Origin of the sequence: Plectonema cf. radiosum LEGE 06105 (assembly GCF_015207665.1) — a bacterium.
GTDB classification, from domain to species: Bacteria; Cyanobacteriota; Cyanobacteriia; order Cyanobacteriales; family Nostocaceae; genus Rivularia; species Rivularia radiosa_A.
The window spans coordinates 1-23,970 of record NZ_JADEWL010000110.1 but is presented as its reverse complement, the minus strand read 5'-3'; the positions used below and the strand labels follow the sequence as shown (position 1 = coordinate 23,970).

Annotated in this window: 22 protein-coding genes; 8 read left to right on the top strand and 14 right to left on the bottom strand. The window is 35.7% G+C overall.

The genetic code is table 11. From position 1 onward, the window contains the following. The first annotated feature begins 133 nt into the window (after positions 1 to 133). The 3 genes from IQ247_RS23945 (at position 134) to IQ247_RS23935 (ending at position 3,267) form a co-directional block, all read left to right on the top strand. On the top strand, positions 134 to 481 hold the full coding sequence (locus IQ247_RS23945) for a DUF760 domain-containing protein (RefSeq protein WP_193923822.1): 348 nt from the start codon (positions 134 to 136) through the stop codon (positions 479 to 481). Positions 482 to 609: 128 nt separating this feature from the next. Further along, on the top strand, positions 610 to 1,311 hold the full coding sequence (locus IQ247_RS23940; protein WP_193923821.1) for a hypothetical protein: 702 nt from the start codon (positions 610 to 612) through the stop codon (positions 1,309 to 1,311). Between the two features lie 594 nt (positions 1,312 to 1,905). Further along, complete coding sequence (locus IQ247_RS23935) at positions 1,906 to 3,267, top strand: NAD(P)/FAD-dependent oxidoreductase (RefSeq protein WP_193923819.1); 1,362 nt, start codon at positions 1,906 to 1,908, stop codon at positions 3,265 to 3,267. A 276-nt stretch (positions 3,268 to 3,543) separates the two neighbouring features. On the opposite strand, the gene IQ247_RS23930 is transcribed toward IQ247_RS23935, so the two are convergent. After that, positions 3,544 to 4,656 (bottom strand): hybrid sensor histidine kinase/response regulator, encoded by a 1,113-nt coding sequence (locus IQ247_RS23930; protein ID WP_193923817.1) that lies wholly within the window; start codon positions 4,654 to 4,656, stop codon positions 3,544 to 3,546. 7 nt (positions 4,657 to 4,663) lie between these two features. Continuing rightward, positions 4,664 to 6,730, bottom strand: a complete 2,067-nt coding sequence (locus IQ247_RS23925) for a histidine kinase dimerization/phosphoacceptor domain -containing protein (RefSeq protein WP_193923815.1) — start codon at positions 6,728 to 6,730, stop codon at positions 4,664 to 4,666. Between the two features lie 937 nt (positions 6,731 to 7,667). Here IQ247_RS23925 and IQ247_RS23920 point away from each other — a divergent pair. From IQ247_RS23920 to IQ247_RS23900, 5 genes are all read left to right on the top strand, one after another. Continuing rightward, on the top strand, positions 7,668 to 8,936 hold the full coding sequence (locus tag IQ247_RS23920; protein WP_228059992.1) for an FAD-binding oxidoreductase: 1,269 nt from the start codon (positions 7,668 to 7,670) through the stop codon (positions 8,934 to 8,936). 148 nt (positions 8,937 to 9,084) lie between these two features. Further along, positions 9,085 to 10,422 carry a (Fe-S)-binding protein gene (locus IQ247_RS23915; protein ID WP_193923811.1) on the top strand — a complete coding sequence of 446 codons (1,338 nt, stop codon included), beginning with the start codon at positions 9,085 to 9,087 and terminating at the stop codon, positions 10,420 to 10,422. A gap of 83 nt (positions 10,423 to 10,505) precedes the next feature. Continuing rightward, complete coding sequence (locus tag IQ247_RS23910; protein ID WP_228059991.1) at positions 10,506 to 10,676, top strand: ribbon-helix-helix domain-containing protein; 171 nt, start codon at positions 10,506 to 10,508, stop codon at positions 10,674 to 10,676. 37 nt (positions 10,677 to 10,713) lie between these two features. After that, a complete protein-coding gene (locus IQ247_RS33675; protein WP_193923809.1) occupies positions 10,714 to 10,851 on the top strand; it encodes a type II toxin-antitoxin system PemK/MazF family toxin in 138 nt (45 codons plus the stop codon). 275 nt (positions 10,852 to 11,126) lie between these two features. Further along, on the top strand, positions 11,127 to 12,404 hold the full coding sequence (locus IQ247_RS23900) for a cation:proton antiporter (protein WP_193923807.1): 1,278 nt from the start codon (positions 11,127 to 11,129) through the stop codon (positions 12,402 to 12,404). Positions 12,405 to 12,431: 27 nt separating this feature from the next. On the opposite strand, the gene IQ247_RS23895 is transcribed toward IQ247_RS23900, so the two are convergent. From IQ247_RS23895 to IQ247_RS33670, 12 genes are all read right to left on the bottom strand, one after another. Beyond that, the gene (locus IQ247_RS23895) at positions 12,432 to 12,929 is read right to left on the bottom strand and encodes a response regulator transcription factor (RefSeq protein ID WP_193923806.1); all 498 of its coding nucleotides are present in this window, start codon (positions 12,927 to 12,929) and stop codon (positions 12,432 to 12,434) included. 390 nt (positions 12,930 to 13,319) lie between these two features. Then, positions 13,320 to 14,411: a saccharopine dehydrogenase family protein gene (locus IQ247_RS23890; protein WP_193923805.1), complete on the bottom strand. Its 1,092-nt coding sequence runs from the start codon at positions 14,409 to 14,411 to the stop codon at positions 13,320 to 13,322. Positions 14,412 to 14,492: 81 nt separating this feature from the next. After that, positions 14,493 to 14,912: an HNH endonuclease gene (locus tag IQ247_RS23885; protein ID WP_193923804.1), complete on the bottom strand. Its 420-nt coding sequence runs from the start codon at positions 14,910 to 14,912 to the stop codon at positions 14,493 to 14,495. A 6-nt stretch (positions 14,913 to 14,918) separates the two neighbouring features. Next, the gene (locus IQ247_RS23880; RefSeq protein WP_193923803.1) at positions 14,919 to 15,323 is read right to left on the bottom strand and encodes a hypothetical protein; all 405 of its coding nucleotides are present in this window, start codon (positions 15,321 to 15,323) and stop codon (positions 14,919 to 14,921) included. Between the two features lie 88 nt (positions 15,324 to 15,411). Next, positions 15,412 to 15,552, bottom strand: a complete 141-nt coding sequence (locus IQ247_RS23875) for a hypothetical protein (protein ID WP_193923802.1) — start codon at positions 15,550 to 15,552, stop codon at positions 15,412 to 15,414. 225 nt (positions 15,553 to 15,777) lie between these two features. Further along, positions 15,778 to 17,472 carry a beta-carotene ketolase CrtO gene (gene crtO / locus IQ247_RS23870; RefSeq protein ID WP_193923800.1) on the bottom strand — a complete coding sequence of 565 codons (1,695 nt, stop codon included), beginning with the start codon at positions 17,470 to 17,472 and terminating at the stop codon, positions 15,778 to 15,780. Positions 17,473 to 17,578: 106 nt separating this feature from the next. Continuing rightward, entirely contained in the window at positions 17,579 to 18,256 is a 678-nt protein-coding gene (locus IQ247_RS23865; protein ID WP_193923798.1) for an LmeA family phospholipid-binding protein, read from the bottom strand. Positions 18,257 to 19,032: 776 nt separating this feature from the next. Then, complete coding sequence (locus IQ247_RS23860) at positions 19,033 to 19,371, bottom strand: zinc ribbon domain-containing protein (RefSeq protein WP_322745565.1); 339 nt, start codon at positions 19,369 to 19,371, stop codon at positions 19,033 to 19,035. A gap of 204 nt (positions 19,372 to 19,575) precedes the next feature. Then, positions 19,576 to 20,673, bottom strand: coding sequence for an RNA-guided endonuclease InsQ/TnpB family protein (locus IQ247_RS23855; protein ID WP_228059990.1), 1,098 nt, complete (start codon positions 20,671 to 20,673; stop codon positions 19,576 to 19,578). 228 nt (positions 20,674 to 20,901) lie between these two features. Beyond that, the gene (locus IQ247_RS23850; RefSeq protein WP_193923823.1) at positions 20,902 to 21,915 is read right to left on the bottom strand and encodes an ABC transporter ATP-binding protein; all 1,014 of its coding nucleotides are present in this window, start codon (positions 21,913 to 21,915) and stop codon (positions 20,902 to 20,904) included. A gap of 264 nt (positions 21,916 to 22,179) precedes the next feature. Beyond that, entirely contained in the window at positions 22,180 to 23,826 is a 1,647-nt protein-coding gene (locus IQ247_RS23840; RefSeq protein ID WP_193923797.1) for an ABC1 kinase family protein, read from the bottom strand. A 2-nt stretch (positions 23,827 to 23,828) separates the two neighbouring features. After that, complete coding sequence (locus IQ247_RS33670; protein ID WP_375341246.1) at positions 23,829 to 23,888, bottom strand: hypothetical protein; 60 nt, start codon at positions 23,886 to 23,888, stop codon at positions 23,829 to 23,831. Positions 23,889 to 23,970: the final 82 nt, after the last annotated feature.

The window sequence follows — 23,970 nt, the reverse complement described above, 5'->3', positions numbered from 1 at the left end:
CCATCTCCCCATCCCCTTGTCCCAAAATGTAGAAGAAACCCCCACTAGAAGTACGGTTTAACTGAATGCATTACAATTCAAAACCTGTTACATTTATTAATGTAAGTTGAAGTAATACCACACGCAGATTATCGTGAACAATATAGACCAGCGTAATAACCCAGAATTTTTTGACAATCCAACCAAAGGCAGTAATTCCTTTTTACAGTACATTAAATCTTTGAGTCCGGAAATGGTGACTCAACTATCGAGGCCTGGTTCTTCTGAAGTTGTGGAAGCAATTGAACGTACTATTTCTAGTATGTTAGGTGGTTTACCTTCTGATGATTTTAACGTCACCATCGCAACTAATCGTGAAAATTTAGGAAAGCTTTTAGCTTCAGCAATGCTAAATGGTTATCTATTACGTAACGTCGAACAGCGTATGGGGTTTGAAAAATCATTACAATCGTTAGAAGCTGATTTTCGGGACAATGAGTAAATCAATTAATCTAGTTTATGAAATTAGCCTCAGTCCCCCTGACTGGGGTTTTTTATTGCTGCATTTTCAGAAAAATGGCTGTTGGGCATTGTAGATAAACTAGTTTACCCTTTATGATTCTTATTATTATGTATAAGCGACTTCTGCTAATATTGTGCTTCATTTTAGGTGGTATTGGAATTGCTACATTTTTCGCTTGGCAGCAAGTAATGCAGTTACCTACTTGGTATACTAATTCATCTACAAATGAAAACGCAATTTCTGCTAATCAACAAACCAAAAAGCCTCTACAATCTGAAGAAGTATTACGTAAAGTTTCACAAAATCTCACCACAAAAACTACAGGAGAAGTACATCTTGATGCTTCGGAAATTAATTCATTAATTGCTACCTCCCTGACAAAAAATAATCAGCATAGTAAATATATAACAGCAATTAAAGCTACAAATACTCAAATTCAAGACGGTAAAATCTCTGTGGGTGCTGTTATTGAAACTTCATCTATTCCCGTACAAGAATTGTCTGCACGGAAAACAAAAATTATTCAAATATTAGAAAATTTACCGGGAAAAGAAAAATATCTTTATATCGGAATTGAAGGAAAACCCACTATTCGTAACCAGGAAGTTAGCTTTGACGACACAACTAAGGTTTCTTTAGGTAATTTTAGCTTTCCTCTTGCTGAAGTTTCGCAAAATATCGGTTTATCTCAAGACAGTTTCAATCAACTTCTTTCTCAAGAACTTAAAAAATTACCAATTCAATTGGAAAGTATAACTATTCAAGATGAACGTATTATAATTCGCGGTTCTAAAAATAATCGTGAATAGGCAATAGTTATTTTTTCCAAGGTAATTTACTACCCATTTCTGTGAGTGCTGAGAATACTAAATACAAAATTAGCAAAGAAACGCTGCTCAGAAAAATCACTAACTCTTTATCCATATTTTTATTCTCTAATTAATTTTTATGTCAGATAACTTGCTTCATTGCGCGATCGCCATCAGAAATTAGTGTGACAATAAACACGCTTTTTCTACGAGGATTCACTGGAGTTGTACTTCTGATAGAATTGCCGGCAGAATAGAAAATAATACTTTAATTTTATCAGGAATAGCCGCAAGTGTCACAAAACTCTGGTGGTGCCGTACTCTCACTTTCATATGATTGCTTTAAGAATTGCTTGTACAAGCATCCTGCAAGAAAATATGCCGGCGTTGCTAAGTCCTATTTATAATTGCTGACTACTGTAACTACAAATAAAATCGCCAACTGTGCAATTAGCTACTTGAATAATGCAGTATCTAATACTTTTCATCAAATCATCAAAATAAGTTGTAAAAGACCAACAAAACCCTCTGTTATAAATGGTAAAAATTTGTTAAGAATGGTAAAAGGAACTTCAACGGGAGTAAATAAATATTATGGAAAGTAAAGTTGCGACTAAACCACCACATCAAGTAGTGATTATTGGTGGGGGTTTTGGGGGATTATATACAGCAAAAGCGCTGAATAGTAAAGATATAAATGTTACTTTAATAGACAAAAGAAATTTTCACTTATTCCAACCACTTTTATATCAAGTGGCTACTGGGACATTATCTCCCGCTGATATTTCATCACCATTGCGTTCGATACTTAGTAAGAGTAAAAATACAAAAGTACTGTTGGGAGAGGTTACGGATATCGATCCAGAGACGGGAAATGTTGTGATGAGGGGTGAGAAAATACCTTATGATAGCTTAGTGATTGCCACAGGTGCGAAGCATTCCTATTTTGGTAAAGATGAGTGGGAAGAATTCGCACCTGGTTTAAAAACTGTGGAAGATGCGATCGAAATGCGTCGGCGGATATTTACAGCATTTGAAGCAGCCGAGCAAGAGACAGACGAAGATAAACGTCGTGCTTTACTGACGTTTGTAATAGTTGGTGGTGGCCCAACTGGAGTTGAATTAGCAGGTGCGATCGCCGAGTTGGCTTATAGTATTCTTAAAGAAGATTTTCGTAATATTGACACTTCCGAAACCCAAGTGTTGCTTTTGGAAGGTTTGGATCGAGTTTTACCACCGTTTGCACCAGAGCTATCTGTAAAAGCTCAAGAATCTTTAGAAAATCTGGGTGTTACTGTAGTTACGAAAACTTTGGTAACAGGTATTGAAGGAGATATAGTTACCATTAAGCAAGGTGAAGAAATCAAACAATTTGCAGCAAAAACGGTATTATGGGCAGCAGGAGTAAAAGCTTCACCTTTAGGTAAATTAATTGCAGAAAAAACTAGTGCAGAATGTGATCGAGCAGGAAGAGTAATTGTTGAACCAGATTTGAGTGTGAAAGGATATCCGAATATATATGTAATCGGTGATTTAGCGCATTTTGCTCATCAGACAGGTAAACCATTACCGGGTGTAGCACCTGTTGCAATGCAAGAAGGGGAATATGTCGCAAAATCGATCAAACAGCAGATAAAAGGCAATACGACAGCCCCATTTAATTATGTTGATAAAGGTAGTTTAGCAGTAATTGGACAACATTCTGCGGTTGTTGATTTAGGTTTTATAAAACTTACAGGTTTTATCGCTTGGTTATTTTGGTTATTAGTTCACATTTATTATTTAGTTGAATTTGACAACAAACTTGTAGTCATGATTCAGTGGGTTTGGAATTATTTTACTCGCAATCGTGGTGCGAGATTAATTACAGGAAAAGATTTAACAGCACCAGTTGAAGTTAATAGTCAGGGAGATTATTATCCATCGGTGAATGATAAGAAAACTGTGAATGCTTGATAGTTGATAGGTGATAGTTGATAGGTGATAGTTGATAGTTGATAGGTGATAGGTGATAGTTGATAGGTGATAGGTGATAGGTGATAGTTGATAGGTGATAGTTGATAGGTGATAGGTGATAGTAATTAAGCTGAAAAACGTTTAATTTGTATATTCAAATTTTATTCAAGTTTTGTAGTGCGGGCATCCTGCCCGCTAGAAAAATATAAATTAAATGCGCGATAGCTTATTAGAAAAACCAACAATTAACCACTAATAACCAAAAACCACTGTCAATTACTTCAATGGTAAAGTTACAATTACAGTAGTTCCTACACCTTCTTTACTAATCAAGTTGATTTCTCCTTGATGCAATTGTACATATTGTTCAACGATTGATAATCCTAAACCATGTCCGGGTATTTTACCGACATTACTACCTCTTTGAAAAGAAGTAAATAAGTTTTCTTGTTCTATTTGGGGAATACCAATACCTTCATCTTGAATGCGGAAAATAGCTTCTTCTTGTAAACAAAATAAATCAAAGCGTATTTCTCCACCTTGAGGAGAATATTTAATTGCATTGGATAATAGATTAGTCAGGATATGTCGAAGTAGTTTTTCATCTACACAAGGTAGTTTAATAGTTTCTTCTTGCTGAATATAGCATCCTTGAACTTTAAAAATAATTTGATGCTTTTCGGTTGCGATTAGTTTGAATTCTGCTACTAAATTTTCGCAAAATTTTACTAAATCTAAAGGTAAGGGATTAAACTTAATTTTATTGACTTCTGCTTGGCCAACTAATAAAACATCATTTAACAATTGATTGAGATGTTTGACAGAATTTTGTATATGGTATATGTATTCGTGTTTTTTATTTTCTGTTAATTGCTGGCTTTGATTTGCGAGTAATTCAGTTGAATTTAAAATTGTGCTTAATGGATTACGAAACTCGTGACTTACCATTGAAACAAAGCGAGATTTTAGTTCTCTCATTTCTTTCTCTTTTTCCAATGCATCCCGCATCACAGTTTCTGTTTGATGTTTGCTTAAAGCTATTTCAATGGTAGTAATTAATTGAGTTTCTTCAAAAGGTTTGAGTACATAACCAAAAGGTTGAGTTGCTTTAGCTTTTTTTATTGTACTTTCATCTGAATGAGCAGTCAGAAAAACGACTGGAATATTAAAATTATTGAGAATTATTTCGGCAGTTTCAATTCCATTCATCTCACCTTTAAGCATCATATCCATTAATACTAAATCTGGTTGGAATTGTTCTATCTGAGAGATTGCTTTTTCTCCATGTGCAATAATTGCGGGGACAATATAACCGGAATTTTCTAAACAATGTTTGATATCATAAGCAATTATTCTTTCGTCTTCCACAACCAATATTTTTTCTTTCATTTTTATTTTATATCTCGTTGTTTTCGCTAAATGTAATTCTAAATGAAGTACCAAATTTGGAGTTATATACGATTGTTCCTTCCAATTGTTCTACTAAATTCCAGACTAATTCTAAACCGAGGGATTGCTTTTTTAATGAATCAATATTTTCTTGTACTCCCACACCATTATCACTAACTGACAATGAATATTTATTTTCTTGTAAAGCGATAAATTCTACATAGATTTCTCCTTCATCACTATTTTTAAAAGCGTGTTTAATTGAATTAGAAATAAGTTCGTTGATAATTAAAGCACAAGGAATAGCTGTATCAATTTTTAAAAATGCTTTTTCGATATTAGTATTTATTTTAATATTATTATTTATGGCATAAAAACTAATTAAATTATTTGTTAATTTGCGAATATATTCTGAAAATTCTATTGCTGCTAAGTTGTTAATTTGATACAAGTTTTCGTGAATTAATGCCATTGCGCGGATACGATTCTGACTATCTTGAAAGATTCCTAAAGCTTGTTTATCTTTAATATATCCAGATTGTAAACGTAGTAAACTAGAAATGATTTGTAAATTATTTTTAACGCGATGGTGAATCTCTTTAAGTAACACTTCTTTTTCTTTTAAAGAAGCTTTGAGTTTATTTTCTACCTGTTTACGAGCCGTAATATCTGTACTCGAACCAGCCATAAAAATTGGCATTCCAGTTTCATCCCGAACTACCGTACCACGACTTAAAAATCCTAAAACATCTCCATTTTTGTGCAACATCCGATGTTCAATTTCGTATTTAGGAATTAACTCTTCTAAATAAGCGTTAATTTCAGCTTTTACTAAACCAACATCGCTCGAATGTACAAATCCCAACCAGCTAGTAAATTGATTAGCTATTTCTTCATCTTTATAGCCAAGCATCGCTTTTAAGTTAGAATCAATATAAACCTCATTAGTTTGAATATCCCATTCCCAAACCCCCACTTTTCCCGCATTTATAGCTCTTGCATATCTTTCTTCACTTACTTTTAAAGTTTCTTCTAATCTCTTGCGTTCTAAAACATTTCCTAATATTTCTGCAACAATTTTAAGTAAGATAATACTGTCTTCTGTCCATATAGTTGTATTCAAGGATTCAAAACCTAAAAAACCAATCAAGTTACCGCTACAAGCAATTGGTAAAATAATCAACGATTTAATATCTTGAGTTGGAAAAATCTGTTCTTTAACTAGTTCTTGTAATTTTAAATCCTCTATATCTGTTAATTGGAGTATTTCACCACACTGAAGCTTTTTTATAAATAAATTCAAATCTTCGATGTAAATATCTTTTAATTGCTCAATACGGGATGGAATTTTTTGACTACACCATTCATGAGTATTATCTACCTTTTCGCCATCTTCTGCTAACAAAAATATATAACTACGGTCAATATTAATAAATGTAGCTATAGTTTGCAAAGCTTGATTAATAGCGTCATCTATTTGATTAGCAGCAAGATTAATAAAATCCGTAGATATCCTAGTAATTAGCTTTTCAAACGCAACTCTAAAACAAAGTTCTTCTTCAATTATAAGACTATCATCTATCTGATTTTGCAATAGTTTATTACTATTTAATAGGTGATGAAATTTTTGCTTTAAATTATCATATTTTATTGTTTGTTCTTGTAACTGTATTTTAGTATTTAAAAGTTCTGCTTCCAGTTTTGTAGCTATGCTTTCTGGAGTAACTATTTCTATTAAGTCTCCTCCTTGATTTATAATTGGTAAATATTTAATATTATGTTCACGCATTATAGATAGCGCTTGTTGATAATCATAATCTGGCTCTAAACTAATTGCGGGCTTCATTACTTCCGCAACTTTAACTTTTTCTAAATTTGTTTTAGAAGTAATTAAATAAATTAAGTCAAAAAGCGCAAAAATTCCCAACAATTGCGAATGTTCTATAACAAATAATTGCTGTGGTACTTTATCTTCTCTTTTAAGTTGTTCTATTAAATCAATAATTTCTATCAAACTAGTTTCGGGAGAAACCGCGAGCTTAAACTCTTGAATAGTATCAGCGACTAAAAACATAGCGACAATTTATTAAAGCTACATTAGTGCTGTAGCAAATCTTCTTATAGATTAATTCTTCTTCTATTTATTTTTTGAAATTAGTCTACTTTTTATGCAAAAATTACATAAATATAATTGATATAGCAATAATACTTAATACATCTGATTCTCGTTAATTTGTCTGAGTATAATTAACTGCTATATACGGACTGGCAATTAAAAATTTGAAAGTGTTGAATCTATCTCACTCTCTTTCTAAAAATGTTGATAGAAACACCATAGCTCAACGATATTAAATTTACAGATATTTTCTTGAATGATGATTAACATTGCTACCCCGATAAATTAACTAACAGAACCATTTGCAGATGCGATGGGAGATAAATACATACTGTCTCCAGTTGCTAGCTTAAGTTATAAAGAAAACTATTGCATCGTGGTTAATACTTATTGTTGATTCCAAACAAGCAGTTTTGAAAAGTCGGGTTTTTATAGTTGTTGTCTGATGTTGCAGACATTTGTGCCAAAAACCCGACTTCTGATTTTTATAACTCTTATCTGATATTACAGATATTTAGTCTGCTATATAAAAACTAGACAAGTCTAGACTTTTATTTCTTGTTTCAACGGGGGCATGGGAGCGGTTAACCCTCAACAAGCTTACACGGTTAAGCCATCCGCGTGATTGTTAAACATCTTGATGTAGCTACGGTTTTTGCATATCAATCAAGAAAGCTTTTCTAAGATTTTAGCAAAAAACGAAGCATAAAATACATCAAAAAAATATAGACAATTGTCCCGAATTGACATTGCTTGTCTACAAAAAAGGTTACTAGTCAAAGCTCAAAACCCAACTTTTGTGAATTTTCTATTAGTTCCATCAAAAAGTGATAGGTGATTATAGGGCGCGTTGGGAGTAGTATTAAGTAATTACAAAAATATACTAATGAAACCGATGTCTAGCGAACAGGGTACGCTGAACGTCTACCATTCTACTCTCGCATCTATCGTTGGAGAAGAAAACCTAATTTATGATCAGGCTGTATCACCAGGAATCCTCCCCGGTTGCATCGTTTATCCCCAAACTCAATCACAACTCGCTCAAGTTATTTCTCAAGCTTACCGCAACAAATGGCGCGTTTTACCTTGCGGTAACGGTAGTAAACTTAAGTGGGGTGGTTTAACCGAAAATATTGATCTTGTTGTTAGTACCAAAGGTCTGAATAAAATTATCAATCACGCTGTAGGAGATTTGACTCTTACTGTGGAAGCAGGGGTGAAATTTGCCGATATTAAAGCACTTTTAGCCAAACATAACCAAATTCTTGCCCTTAATCCTACATCACCACAATTAGCAACCTTCGGAGGTATCATCGCTACTGCTGATACGGGTTCCTTGAGACAGCGTTATGGTAGTGTTAGAGACCAATTGTTAGGTGTAACTTTTGTCCGTGCTGATGGTCAAATTGCCAAGGCTGGAGGGAGAGTCGTCAAAAATGTTGCCGGTTATGACTTGATGAAATTATTTACTGGCTCTTACGGTACTTTAAGTATTATTACGGAAGCTACATTTAGATTGTATCCCATGCAATCAGCTTCGGGAACTGTGGTATTGACGGGTAGTAGAGAAGCCGTATCTCAAGCAGCCGATACCCTTCGTGGTTCTGCTTTAACCCCCATTCAAGCCGATTTACTTTCTTCTCAATTAGTATCAACTTTGGGATTAGGTAAAGGATTAGGATTAATTGCGTGTTTCGAGAGTATTCCCGAAAGCGTTAAAGAACAATTAAACCAAGTTTTACAAATAGGCGAAAAATTAGGATTAACAACTGCGGTGTATTCCGACGCGGAAGAACAAAGCTTATGGCTCTTATTACCAGAACAAATACATTTACCTGACTCAGAAACGGCAATTACTTGCAAAATAGGAGTATTACCAAACACTGCTGTGGAAGTTTTGAATCAAGTCGATTTAGGTTTGATTCACATGGCTAGCGGTTTGGGAATATTGCGCTTGGAAAACAAAAGTCAGGTATTAGAAGTGCGAAAATTATGTGAACAAAATAGTGGCTTTCTCACAATTTTATCTGCACCATTAGAAGTTAAACAAAAGTTAGATGTTTGGGGTTATAACGGTAATGCTTTAGAATTAATGCAAGAAATTAAAAAACAATTTGATAGTGAGAATATTTTAAGCCCCGGACGATTTGTTGCAGGGATTTGAAGAATAGTTAGGAGTTAGGAGTTAGGAGTTAGGAGTTTTAAACCTTCAACTTTAAACCTTTGACCTTTAACCTTTAACCTTAAAACTTAAACCTTTAACCTTTGACCTTTGACCTTTGACCTTAAACCTTTAACCTTTAACCTTTATTATGCAAATTTCAGAAAATAACGATAATCATATCAAAGGTTTTGATGATAATCATCCACCGGAACCGAAATTAATTGATACTTGTGTCCATTGCGGGTTTTGTCTTTCTACTTGTCCAAGTTACAGAGTAATCGGCAAAGAAATGGATTCTCCACGGGGAAGAATTTATTTGATGGACGCTATTAATGAAGGGGAAATTGCTTTAAATACGGCAACTACTGAACATTTTGATTCTTGTTTGGGATGTTTAGCTTGTGTAACGACTTGTCCTTCTGGGGTGGCATATGACAAATTAATTAGCGCTACTCGTCACCAAATTGCTCGTAATTATCCCCGCAGTTTACCCGATAAATTATTTCGACAATTGATTTTTTCACTGTTTCCTTATCCCCAAAGATTACGTTTTTTACTCGTTCCATTATTTATTTATCAAAAATTAGGATTACCAAAATTAATTCGTGCTACTGGTTTACTAAAAAAGATATCTCCTCGTTTAGCAGCAATGGAATCTATTCTCCCAGAAGTTACTGGGAAATCTTTTCGAGATAATTATCCTACCGTAATTCCAGCCCAGGGGACAAAACGTTACCGGGTAGGAGTAATATTAGGATGCGTACAAAGATTGTTTTTCTCACCCGTAAATGAAGCCACAGTGCGAGTATTAACTGCAAACGGTTGTGAGGTGGTAATTCCTAAATCTCAAGGCTGTTGTGCAGCACTTCCGGAACATCAAGGACAAACTGCACAAGCTCAAAGTTTGGCTAGACAGATGATTGATAGTTTCGCAGATATGAATGTAGATTATGTAATTATTAATGCTGCGGGTTGCGGTCATACTTTGAAGGAATACGGTCATATTTTAGAAAATGACCCGGAATATCGGGATAAAGCCAAGCAATTTGCTCAGAAAGTTAAAGATTGTCAAGAATTCTTAGCGATGGTAGGTTTAACTGCTAAATTATCGCCTTTACAAGATGAACCGCTAACAATAGTTTATCAAGATGCTTGTCATTTGTTACACGGACAAAAAATTAGCGTACAACCCCGTCAAGTGTTACGGCAAATTCCTGGAGTCAAATTACGTGAACCTCTCGACGCTGCTTTGTGTTGCGGTAGCGCTGGGGTTTATAATATGTTGCAACCGGAAGTTGCAGAAGAATTGGGAGAGCAAAAAGCTAGAAATTTGGTGAATACGGGTGCAAATATGATTGCTTCCTCAAATCCAGGCTGTAGTTTACAGATTGCTAAGCATTTGCATCAGCAGGGTAAGGAGATATCTATCATGCATCCCATGGAATTGTTGGATTTTGCAATTCGGGGAGTGAAGTTGAGAGGCTAATTACTCCTATCCTGTTCTAAAATTACCATTCATATCAAGTCCGGATGATTAGTTATTATTCCCCTCAACCCTACTCCCTGATTATGCATCGTAGACTAAACATTACCTTGCCCGAAGATACAATTCGACTAATTGATACGGTTGCTGAAAAAGGCGATCGCAGTAGCTTTATCAATGAAGCCGTGCAATACTACATCAAGCAAAAATCTCTAACTAATCTTAGACAACAGTTGAAAGGGCGCAACGCGATTTGAGTTTAACCGAAGAATGGTATAATCTGGAAGAAGAACTGTGGCAAAAAAACCAACAGTAACTTACCCGAAAAGGGGTGAGATTTATTTAGTAAGTTTTGAGCCAACAGTTGGTGCAGAAATAAAAAAGACTCGTTCCGCTTTAATTTTACCCTACTCCCTTTTGTTTTTAGATTAATTGTTTTCAATTATCATATCAAATCCGTTTATATCGGAATTATATATTTTTAACGCAAAGTGACGCGGAGGTAAGCGCAGAGGAACGCAGAGTTTTTTTTGCACATACTTTTATCATTCCGATGTAAGCGTAAAGGATATCACCCCTTGAATTTGTACACACTCAATTGATAGAGGAAGTGCGATCGCCAAATCTACCTGTGGGTGATACATAATTATTTACTTTACTCTTAGACTGACAGAATTATGTTGCCCCTTCAGAGTTAAAGAAGAGCTATGGTAGATATTTATATTCTGGATTTACTAGTTATTGGTTTACTTTTATTATTTGTAACATTAGGTTCGGGTTTAATTGCGCGATCGCCATTTTCTTACGCTATTATCTATCTGATAGTAGGTATTATTATTGGACCTTACGGTTTTGGATTATTTCAACTCCGTCGCGATGGTATATTTAATACTGAATTGCTCAAACGTTTAACGGAATTTGTCGTAATTGTTTCGGTATATGGTTGTGGTTTAAAAATTGCTCGTCCTTTAAGATTAGCAGCTTGGGATATTACCTTGAGGCTAATAGGAATTTTAATGCCGATTTCAATTTTTGCAATTGCTGCTGTCGGCAAGTTTTTGTTAGGAATGGATTGGGGCCCTGCTATTTTATTAGGAGCAATTTTAGCACCAACTGACCCTGTATTAGCTTCAGCAATTCAATTAAAAGATGCAAATGATGATGATGAGTTACGTTTTGGGTTGACTAGTGAAGGGGGATTAAACGATGCTTTAGCTTTTCCTTTTGTTTATTTTGGTCTTTATGCTTTAAAAGATGACAATTGGGATAACTGGATTAAATCTTGGGTAGGGGTTGATTTAATTTGGGCAATTGGTGCTGGTATAATTATGGGTTTTATTGTAGCCAAAGCTATTGTATGGCTCGATAGAAAAGTTAAAGAACGTCATCCTGTTGATGATTTGATGGAAGATTTTGTTGCTCTCAGTGCAATTTTGCTGACTTATGCTTTGACAGAAATTGTCAACGGATATGGATTTTTAGCTGTATTTGTAGCTGGTTTAATAATGCAAAAAAGCTATCATAACCCAGAAAAACCCTTAGCGCAATTAGAATTTATCGAACAAATTGAAAAGCTTTTAGAAATAGGAACGATTTTACTGTTAGGAACGATTTTACTATATCAACCAATGGTAAATTTTGCGTCCCAGTCAATAATAGTAATACTTTTACTATTTTTGATAATTAGACCTATAGGAGTTTTTATTAGCACAATCGGTAAAGGTACTATTAAAAACCCGCAACGTCAAAACTTTTATCCTCAAAAACGTCTGCTGTTCGGTTGGTTTGGGATTCGTGGAGTAGGTTCTTTATACTATCTTGCTTATGCTTTTGATAACGGTTTGAAAGGAGAATTAGCCGAACAAATTGCTTGGATAACTTACACTACTATTGTTGTTTCAGTACTTGTACATGGAATTAGTGCAACTCCATTAATGAATTGGTATAACAAAAATATTGCAAGTAAAATGAAAACTAGTAGCTGAGAAGGATTGATAAATTAACTAGATTTATTATCCATTTGCATAATTCAAAATAGAAGCAGGCGAATAAATTACCTGTCTAATTGCAGCTTCTAAATCATCGATTTGGAAAGGTTTTTCCAGATATTTATTACAACCTGCCATCAAAGCTTCATCCCGGAATATATCACCAGGTAAACTAGTAACGGCAATCACAGGTACAAAATTCTTGTTTTCTCGTAAATTCCTGATAACATTAATCCCGTCGATTTTTGGTAACATTACTTCCAACAATACTAGCATCGGCTGGTATTTTTCTATCATTCTTAAAGCACTTTTACCATCTTTAGCAGTAATTACGCAATAACCCAATAACCTCACGATTTGTGTAGCTAGCAATAAGTTATCATCATCATTATCAACAACTAAAACAACAGAATTCTCAGAAAACAAAGATAAGTGCTTTTTCCAATAATTGCTAAAACTTTTTAAAAACAAGCTGGAAATAGAATTTGTATTCCTCTGTAGATTAGAACCTGAAAAAACCATAAGACGACACCAATAAAGTTAGTTCATGACATAAATGAGGTAAGTACAAGAGTATAACAACCCTAATTAATACTGGCTGTATTTAAAACTATTTATTTACTACTCTCTACATCAACTGTGAAGAAAATGCAGCAGGAAGTCTTTTTACTTTATATTTGTTATTCAGAGATTATTTCACTTAATCTTTATAAAAATATTACATAATTTTTTAATGTTTGCAAGTATCTGGAATATAAGATTATATTTACTTATTGATAATTATTTTTTACATCAGATAAAATTATTCTCATGCCGAAATCAATGATAATTTTATACTATTATCCATTCTTTTTTGCTGCGTATACCTTTGCGTTAAAGAATAATTCCCATGCCAAAAGATGTGACAAGTACTTATAACCATTCTTTACTAAATCTAATTTCCCTATATTGCATCATTTCTTCAAATAAATCAGTTGATAATGCTTCTTCAACCGGATAAACTCCCGACTTTTTCAATTTACCTTCGAGTAATAGTTGAACGATACTACCCGTACCATAACCGGCTGCTATTGCAGTATTTTCATGGGCTAAAGTTGAACAATAAATTGCTGTTTTACCATCTTTTATTCCTGTAACTTCCGAGCGAATTGCCACACCAATTCCACTAATGTTATTAGTAATATCGGTCATCGAATGACTCACATGAGCCAAAAATTCTATACCAGTGCGATTTTGAATCCATGATTTAGGAAATATATTTGCTGTTATCCAAGTTAAATGATTATAAAAATCGGGAATCGAACCAAATTTAGTAATTACACTTTTAACTGTGGGAAAGGCTTTAGGTAAAGTGAATGTTTCGGGCATATCAAACCAATAAACCCCGGTTTTCCCGTAGGGTTGGGGAAAAGTAATAGGTTCTCTTTGAGTGTAGGGTTTAACTGTTTCCCATTTGCCATTTATCCATGCTTCAAAGGGATTTCTCAACCCTAAAAATGTAGTTCGCATCATCGTCACACCAGCACCACCTGAACCAGCTACAACATAACTTAAATGTATCTTTTCTGGTTGATCGAATTGTTCAACGCACTGACGTACCATGCTGTTAGAAATACCAGGAAAAATACCTGTATTCATTACCGCTGTTATACCTTTTTCAGCAGCTTGTTCGTGAAGCCTTAATACTTTACTAGTATAAGAACGATGGTCACTAACATCTACATAGTTAACACCTTGTTCGATGCAAATTTGCAAAACTTCAGTATCTCGGTAGTGGAAAGGACCTGCACAATGAACGACAATATCGGCATTAGAAATCACTTCATATAGTTTTTCGGTTTCTGCTAAATCTAAGACGAGGTGTTCTACAGAGTAGTCGTGTCGTAATTGTATAGCTGTGCGTCCGGTAACGGTAATATTCGCTTGTGTATGTTTCGCGATATCTTGAGCAACACTACTACCTATACGTCCTCTTCCTCCTAAAATTAAAACTCTTTGTGTCATGTTGATGCATTGGCTACACTATATCTATTACATCCGTTTTGTATACAGTTTGTCATCTGTAGTCAGGATGAAATTATTTAATCAATAGGAGGAAAATCCGCTTAGCGTCCATCTTCTCCTAGCAACAATAATTACAGGGTTATTCATTCTTAGAGTAACAATCGTTGCTCGACCTATTGCCGTTAGTCCTTCAACTTTGGTACTATCTGGACTCCATGTGAAATGGTCTAACCATATTTGTATACGCGGGTTAAAAATAGGTGCAATTTCTCCTCTTAAAGGGTCTACTGCTTCGGTCGAATTTGACTTAAATTCGTTGCATGAACGGCAAGCTAAACAAACATTTTCAAAGTTTGTTTTTCCACCTTTTGAAAGCGGTTTTATATGGTCATAAGTCATAGGTATACCACTATTTACTTCAGTCGTTAAGCAGTAGCAGCAACGCTTTTTATCGTTATTTGTAATTTGATTTTTTAAAGTTTCAGAAATATATGTAGACATGAAAAATTAATTATTTGGCACATGATGACCTCGCCAGCGTAATAATACTGCTGCTTGAGCTTTTTTTAGCATGAAAATATCAGCTTGATGACGTAAATTTATCAGTTCTAATCGTTGAGCTTGAGTAATTGTACCGCTCGAATTTGCCTCAAGTAGAAAATTATATCTTTCCATATCTTTTATTGTTTTACAACTATGGAATATTTGCCAAAGCATATTATCATCAAGTTTATCTAATGCTGCTATTTCAGCTTGAAACTCTTCTGGTACATCATCCCAAGATGGTGGGCTACCAACTTGTAAAGCACGAAGTATAATTTCTTCAACTGAACGTTGAGTCGCACGTGCGGTATTTACTAAACGTTGATAAAGTATTTCTGGGATTTGCAAGGTGACGGTTTCTAAAGTCATATTTTGTATTGACTTAAAGCTATAAGTAGATTGTAACTTGTAATTTTTATATTATTCGATTGTAGCCAATAGCTTGAATCAATACTCTTCACAATTCGGCATTATCTTCTTTTACAAACCATTGCGATCGCCCCTCCGGGGCGCGTGCCGATCGCGATTGTTGTGGATGAATTTCACGGTATTTGTTAACAGCGTTATCAAAAGTATTTTCATCAAAAGCTTTAAGCAATTTCTGAGGGTACTTTTAACTTCTCACCTTCTTTTTTATTGGCTAACACTTTCTTAATTTGAGCCTTAGCCTAGTTATAGCAGGGGAGGGTGCCGTTAGGCGGGTGGGGTATTTGCGGTACCTCACCCCCACTGAAATCTGCTGTATAAGCGTGTCTAGCCACACCGAAAGCTTTGCGAAAAACTGTTTTGAAATCCCCACTTTTATAAGGTGAGGGCAAATTGATTACTTCCCTCTAAACAAAGATTCAAAGGTAGACACAATTGATTCTCGTGCATCCTTCAAACTCTGCTGCATCGGTTGCTTTTTCTGTAAAAATACCCTAGCACAATTACGTCCGGGCATTCCAGATATTGAACCACCTGGATGAGTCCCCGCACCTGTTAAATACAAATTATCAATTGGTGTTTTATAATTAGCGATTTCGGGCAAAGGACGGAAGAAAACCATCTGGTCTAATGTCATATCAATGTGATAGTAATTCCCTTTATAAGCACCTAATCTTTCACCTAATTCCGCAGGACTTTCTACAGCACGAGCAATAGTTGCACTTTTTACATTTGGCGCGTAATCTGCTAGTTTATCTACAACTCTATCTGCTACTTTATTTTTCAATTCATCAGTCCATCCCGTACCATTTAAACCAGTACCTTCGGCATCTTTTATTTGATAAGGAGCAAAAAATTCAATCCATACAGTATGCTTTCCTGGAGGGGCTAAACTGGGGTCAAGAAAACTTGGCATTACCACATACATTGAAGGGTCAGCATCAGGAATTTGTCCCAAGGTACACAAACTATGAGCTTGTTCTACATGAGTTACAGAATCGGCAATCAAAATAGAACCAACTAAATATTCGTCTTTGTGTTCGTGATGTTCAAAACGTAGCGGTTCATTTAATGCTAAATCAATTTTAAGAATGGTTTCGTTATTATTAACGATGCGACGTTCTAATCTTTCATGTAAGTCTGGATCGGCTGCATCTGCATCGCTTTTATCTATCATTTGTAAGAATAATCTTTTGGCATCAATATTAGAAATTACTCCTTCTTTAGCACGATACTCTTTTCCACCTGCAACCCGAACACCTACAGCTTTCCCATCACCAATTAACACTTTTTCTACCTGTTGGTCAGTTAAAATCACACCACCTTTACTTGTGACTAAATTCACCAAGGCTTGTGTTAATGCACCAGTACCACCACGAGGTCTAGCCATTCCCGGATTGTGACGCATCGCCATCATTATCGCCCCAATCGCCAAAGTTTTTTGCGAAGGTGGCGCTCCTAATTCGGCACAAAGTCGAGCTAAAGGTGCTTTGAGAAATTCCGAATCAAACCATTCGTTAAGAATATCCTCACCGCTGGTTAACATATTACGTATAAAGTCTAAGGTTTTGGAAGGCGAACCTATAACTGAAAATAAATCTTTTATCTTCGTAATATCGTAGTTACCAGCAATATCTAAAATTGATTTTGGTGGTGCATTAAACATCGGAATCATCGCACCCAAAGCTCGCTGCCAATATTCTGTAAATTCCTTGTATTTTACAGCATCCCGTTGAGAATAACGAGCAATTTCCGCACAAGTTTTATCTAAAGACTTATGTCCTAAGAAATATTTTCCATCTGGATGGGGACAAAAAACAACTGGGTCGCAATATAAATATTCCAACCCATATTTTTCTAATTCTAATTCTTCAACTACTGGTCCGAGGTGGATAAATTCATGGTCGATCGCACACAAGTTAAACTTAAATCCCGGTGCTTCTTTTGGTAATATTTCTTCTGTCGTGGCTGCACCACCAGGCACAGAACGCTTTTCTAATAATACGACGCTATAGCCAGCTTTCAATAAATAAGCAGCACAAACTAATCCATTGTGTCCCGCACCGATAATTACAACATCGTACTGTTGCATGATTAATAGTTCTAGATTCTAGATGTGGAATATATTGATTAGATTATATTAGTAAAATACTCAAAAATATACATCATTCCTCAGTTATATAACTGCCTATTTCAAATTAGGACTTTAAGGGTATATTATCGGGTATTTCTTGAAGATGAGTTTGCGCCTGAATTATTATACTACCTTGTTGCACTTCTAGACAGGTAATACGTAATGCTGCATCTTTTAATTCAAAATCAGGTGATTTCCGCAGTTGATTTATTTTACCTATCAATGCATTCATTACTTCTAAGTCAATTCCCTCTGGAGTATTGCATTCAAAAGCATCAAGGATAATTGGTTTTTCTAAAGATATTAACCTCACGTCAGCTTTCAATTTTAAAGGTTTATTTTCTAAACCCGAATCTAATACTATATCTCCTTCGATTTCGATTTTACTATTACCTGGTAAACGAAGTTGGAGATTTTGCGGATACATACTCACAGTTGATGTTTCAGCCTCAAATGTCAAAAATCTTTGCAATAAGTTGCGAACTAAATCTAGTTTTAAAGCTTGATTGATATCAGCTTCTTTGATGACAATTCTGGTTTCTGCATTTACTGGATGATTTAGTTCAACTTCACCAAATAAAACTTTCAGAGGATTGATATCAATATCATCAGTTTGTAACTGTATTTCTGAAAGGCGAATATCTTGTAATTTTAATCCTTTGGCTGCAAATGAAACACCGTCAGCGTGTCCTTGAATTGCTTTTAATAAATCTGTTTGTACATCTATATTTAATTCGCTCATTGATAATTTATCCACTAATCTCACGCTTTGTTACTTTAACCCTTTATCTTAAAAAATAAATCTATATTAAGAAATAGGTAACAAGGATTAACTTAAACTTAACCGTTATTTGATTGACATTTTTTTCAAACAGCAGCAAGTTAAAAAGGCTTTAGTTAAATAAACCGATAGGTCCAAACAGATTATATCCAGATTTTTATTTTAACTTAAAAAGTGACTTAGATCACGTCTCAAAAACAACGGATTTTCGTTAGTTAAATAAAACCATTTGCATTATTAATGATATTCTTGTCATTAAAAACTATTTTTGTAATTCTAATAACTACGCACTGAGAAAAAAAATGTGTTTATATGTAGTTTTGTTGCTTTTTTGTGATTTTTAAGTATTATAGAATACTCAAAAAAGGCAATCAGTATTTTAACTGAGAATAAAACGAGATTATATTAAAGTGAGTTCAATGATGATTTCTTGATGTAGGGTGAGAAGTCGGGTTTTTACGACGATTGTCTGCTGTTATGGATATTGTTCCCAAAAACCCGACTTCTGTGATTTTTTGATGTATTCTTGAGATTTTTCAGTATTTAATCTTACTGCAAAAACCATAAAACCGTATTTTTATTGAGAAAAACCCGGTGTTATATAAATTGGCTTTGTAAAAATTGTAGCAAACAGCTTCATTTTAGAATAGTAATGTAGCGCCTGGCGATTAGCGGAGCTAGACTGGTGATCAAAACGCGAATAATAATATAATTAACTATGAACTACGTGCAGCCGTCTATGACTGAGCTACACGTTTCCGACGTTTCATCTGAGCAGCTTGTTTAAAGCTTCCGCAATAAATAGAGGCTGGCTCATCATCGTCTGTAGAGGTACGTTCCATACCCCTTGCTGCCATTAGCATTACCATTGCAGCAGCCACATCCCTATCACATTGATAGCCACATTTCTCGCAATGATGTTCTCTTAGAGCCAATGTTTTCTTTTTTTGATGACCGCAATTAGGGCAAGTTTGAGACGGTTTTACTTTAAGCGTTGGAACCTCAATGTAAAATCCTCCGGCTGAGGTAACTTTATAAAGGGAAGGTTGAAAACCCTGTGACTTTAGTCCAGGGATGAAAACTGCATAAAGGCTTTTAAGCCTCAGTCATTTATGGTACGATTTTATTAACAGGAACGGTAACCAACCTGTATAAAAACCCAACTGCCTAGCGGCAATCTGTACCTTGACAACTGAAGATATGGGGTTCTATTCCATAGTTTTAGTTCCTTCCCAGGAATAGGTAAAATCTTCATGGGGACTAGACGTTCAGAATTTAAATCAAACAAATTTTTGGAATAATCCAACTACCGAGGGGCACTCGGAAAGTAACGCTTGGGGAGAGAACCACCTCTTGGTTAGATACCGCAAGGGGTCTAGTCTAAGTGGACTCATTGAATCAAGAATCTCCGTGTCTTTAGACCGGAGAGTGTCAAATTTGATTAAGTCCTTTAAATTACCAATTCCAACGTCAAGAAGTGACCGATTAAGTCCTGATTTTTGACGGTTATTCTTACCTTTTGACTTGCGAGTCATCCCTTTTAGATTTAACTTTTCAGTCACTACCAAGCTATTACAGCTAACTATTTGTGTAGAGACTTTATGCTGCCAATCAAGTCTATGGCGAGCAACTTTTGATTGAATTTTAGCTACTGCTTTATTTGCTTTTTTCCAACGCCGTGAACCTTTAACTTGTTTCTTGAAATTGGGTGAACGCTTGCGGCGACTAGTTTTAGCTATTTTATTGATTTTGCCTTGAGCCGTTCTAACAAATCTAGGATTTTCTATTACATCACCGTTAGAATCAGCGATTGCATGGTAAACACCAAAATCTAAACCAATAGCACCTGTATCAGTAGTTGGTCTAACCGGAACACAATCTACTGTGATTGAAGCATACCATTTGCCTTGCTTAAACATTATTGTGCAAGTTTTTGGTGTTCCCCAATCACGGGCTTGGCCACGCATTTTAATGTTACCTAAATTAGTTAATTTTAAGAACCCATTTTTACCGTTTGTGCAAGCTTTCCAACCCGACTTACACGGATAAGTCCATCCTTTATAACGTTTAGATGATTTAAATTTTGGGTATCCAGATTTAAGTTTAAAGAATCGCTTAAATGCAAAATCAACTCGCTTAACAGTATCTTGTAATGTATGACTCCCAAGTTCCTTATATTCAGACCAAGCTCCTTTAAATTCAGGTAAACAATTCTGCTGATCAAAATAATCAATTGATTTCCCAAACTTTTTATAGGACGTTTTACGATGCTCAACACAAGCGTTATATAAATCCTTGTGAAGTCGCCTCCGGTAGTGCATTTTACTGGCTTGCGTTTTTGATGGGTAAAGCCTAAAAGTGATTCGTTTAATAGCCATAACATATCGACCTATCTGTTATATTAAGATGGTATCAGATTGAAAGCAATATGGCAATAATGAAACAAGTCACAACAAGGGTATCAGACAGGGAGTTTGAGCATTTACAAAAATTCTGCCAGACAACAGAAAGAACGCAATCTGATGTACTTCGTGAGTTAATACGGAAATTGTCAATCAAAGGGGTATTGAACCCCCTGGATTGACGCGCTATACGAACCCAATCCGCTATGCTGAGATTGGGGACTGCCGCGCAGAAAGTTCAAACGCACCGGCTTGAAATACTTTGCCAACGACTTCTTCTACAGGAGGTTCAGTAACAGTTAAATCAACGACATCTAAATCAGCTAAAATACGCGATACCGTACTAGTAAGTTTTTCTTGAGGAATCATAAAACCAACCATTCGACCATCATGGACTTTAATTTCGCCGTATGTTTCTAATTTAACTGTATCTAAAGGTTGAGCTAATTCAACATTCACAACTCGATAAGGTGCAAACCTTTCCAAAAGTCCATTTAAACTACCGTCATACATTAATTGTCCTTGATGAATCAACAGCACTCGTTCACATAAAGCGGTAATATCAGCCATGTAATGACTGGTCAACAAAACCGTTGCTTGATAGCGCTGATTGTATTCGCGTAAAAAATCCCGCACATTTACCTGAGCATTGACATCGAGTCCTAAAGTCGGTTCATCCAAAAATAATACTTGAGGACGATGTAAAAGAGCCGCTAATAATTCAGCCTTCATTCGTTCACCCAAAGACATTTTCCGCACTGGTTGAGTGAGTTTACCTTGAAGTGAAAGCATTTCGGTTAATTCTCCCACTCGTGTCCGATATTCTCGATCGGAAATACCATATACAGCAGCGTTAATTTTTAAAGAATCAAGAGCGGGTAAATCCCACAATAACTGCTGTTTTTGTCCCATGACCAAAGTAATTTGCTGTAAAAAAGCTTCTTGGCGACGGAATGGAACTGAACCCGCGACTCTGACATTACCGCTACTCGGATGAATTAACCCAGTGAGCATTTTCAGAGTAGTAGTTTTCCCAGCACCATTTGCTCCCAGAAAACCCACCACCTCACCAGGAGCAATTTCAAAAGAGACATTACTAACAGCTTTAATTTCCCGGTATTTGCGGCGAAAAAAATGAGAAACTGTACCTTTAATACCTGGTTCCTTAATAGCAACTGGATAAATTTTGCTCAAATCTTGAGCAATGATCATAGACATTGGTAATTGGTAGTTGGTAATTGGTAGTTGGTAATTGGTAATTGGTAATTGGTAGTTGGTAGTTGGTAGTTGGTAATTGGTAATTGTAGTTGGTAATTGGTAGTTGGTAATTAAAGTTGCAAAGCGCGTAGCGCGTTCATCAAAAATCTCTTACTATTAATTATTTTTCAATCCCCCATTACCCATTACCCATTACCCATTACCCATTACCCATTACCCATTACCCATTACCCATTACCCATTACCATCTTCCCATCTCTGGTGCTAACGTAAACGTCCGGAGCGTAAAATACTAAAGATTAACCAAAGCCCTAGTAAACTAGCAGCAGCAAATAAGATATTACTGATTAAAGATAACTGAGCGGTTTGAGCATTGGTAGAAATAATTGCTGCACCCATTATCAGTGAACCTACTAGGATACTGAAGGATAAACGATTGGCTGCATCGTCTGTGGTGCGTCGCAAACCATCTAAACCTTTGAGAGTTATATTCCACTGCAAAGTTTCTGTTGTTACCCGCTCTAAAAGATATTCTATTTGACGGGGGAATTGCAAAGAAAGACTTTTTAAATCCAATGCGGTTCGTAGAAGAGAGCGGACAGGTGAATCTCCTACTAGCTGTTGACGAAATAAGTCTGTGAGAAATGGTTTAATTTCTTCTAGAAAATTGATCTCTGGATTGAACGCTCGTGCTAATCCTTCTAAATTAGCGATAGTTTTGGCATACAATCCCATATTACTAGGTAAGCGAATATTGTTATTACGAGCAACTTGAAAAGTTTCGTAAACAACTTCGGAGAAATTAAGTTGAGCTAAACTCAGATTGAAATATTTTCGCAGCATCCGGTCATAATCATTTTCCAAACGCGACATATCTACCGGCTTGGATGAACCTGCTAACTGTAAAGTCAATTGAGCGCATCTTTGAGCATCCAAATCGACGATCGCAAGCAACATTTCGATTAATATTTGCTGAGTACGGGGATCAAGTCTTCCCACCATTCCGCAGTCGAGGAGAGCTACACGACCATCTTTGAGATAAAATATATTGCCAGGATGGGGGTCTGCATGAAAGAATCCATCAACATATAATTGCTGAGAAAACACTGCAAATAACAGGCTGGTAACTCTTTTACGTTCTGATACAGCACTCGCACCATTATTATCATTGCCTATAGTCGCAGATAATATCGGTACACCATCGAGCCATTCCATCACCATTAATTTTGCTGTAGTTAATTCCCAATAAATTTGAGCAACCACTATTTCTTTGGGGTCAAACCATTTACTTTGGGATAAGTTGCGCCGTAATTGGTCTGTAAAACCAGCTTCTCGCGTAAAGTCTAATTCCGCTTTTAATGCGGTACAAAATTCATCGGCGATCGCCTTAATATCATTAACTTGTCCAAATTCTGTCCGAGCAACTAATTCCGCAATACCTTGAATTAAAGCAATATCTTGGTCAACAGTCAGGTCAATTCCGGGACGCTGTACTTTAATTGCAACTTCTTGACCATTGACAAGAGTCGCTTTATGTGTTTGAGCTATGGAACCAGCAGCTACAGGTACGGGATTAATTGTGGCAAAGCTTTCTTCTAAAGGATTTTTCAATTGCTTGCGAATTAGTACCTCTACATCTGCCCAGGGTACAGGTGGTACATTATCCTGTAGAGTTGAAAGTTCTTCAATATAGGATGCGCTGAGCAAATCTGGACGGGTAGAAAGTAATTGACCCAGTTTAATGTAAACCGGACCCAAATCGACCAAAATATTTTTTAACACCGCAGGAGTCGGTAACTGGGGTTCATCGGCTTTACCAACGGTAATCAGCCGTCGCATATAATCCCAGCCATTGCGGAACAAAACTTCAATAATTTCTCTTTGACGAGGAACGGTTTGAGTTAGAAACATTTTTAATAATTAATAAGAATTGGTAATTGGTAATTGGTAATTGGTAATTGGTAATTGGTAATTGGTAATTGGTAATTGGTAATTGGTAATTGGTAATTGGTAATTGGTAATTGGTAATTGGTAATTGGTAATTGGTAATTGGTA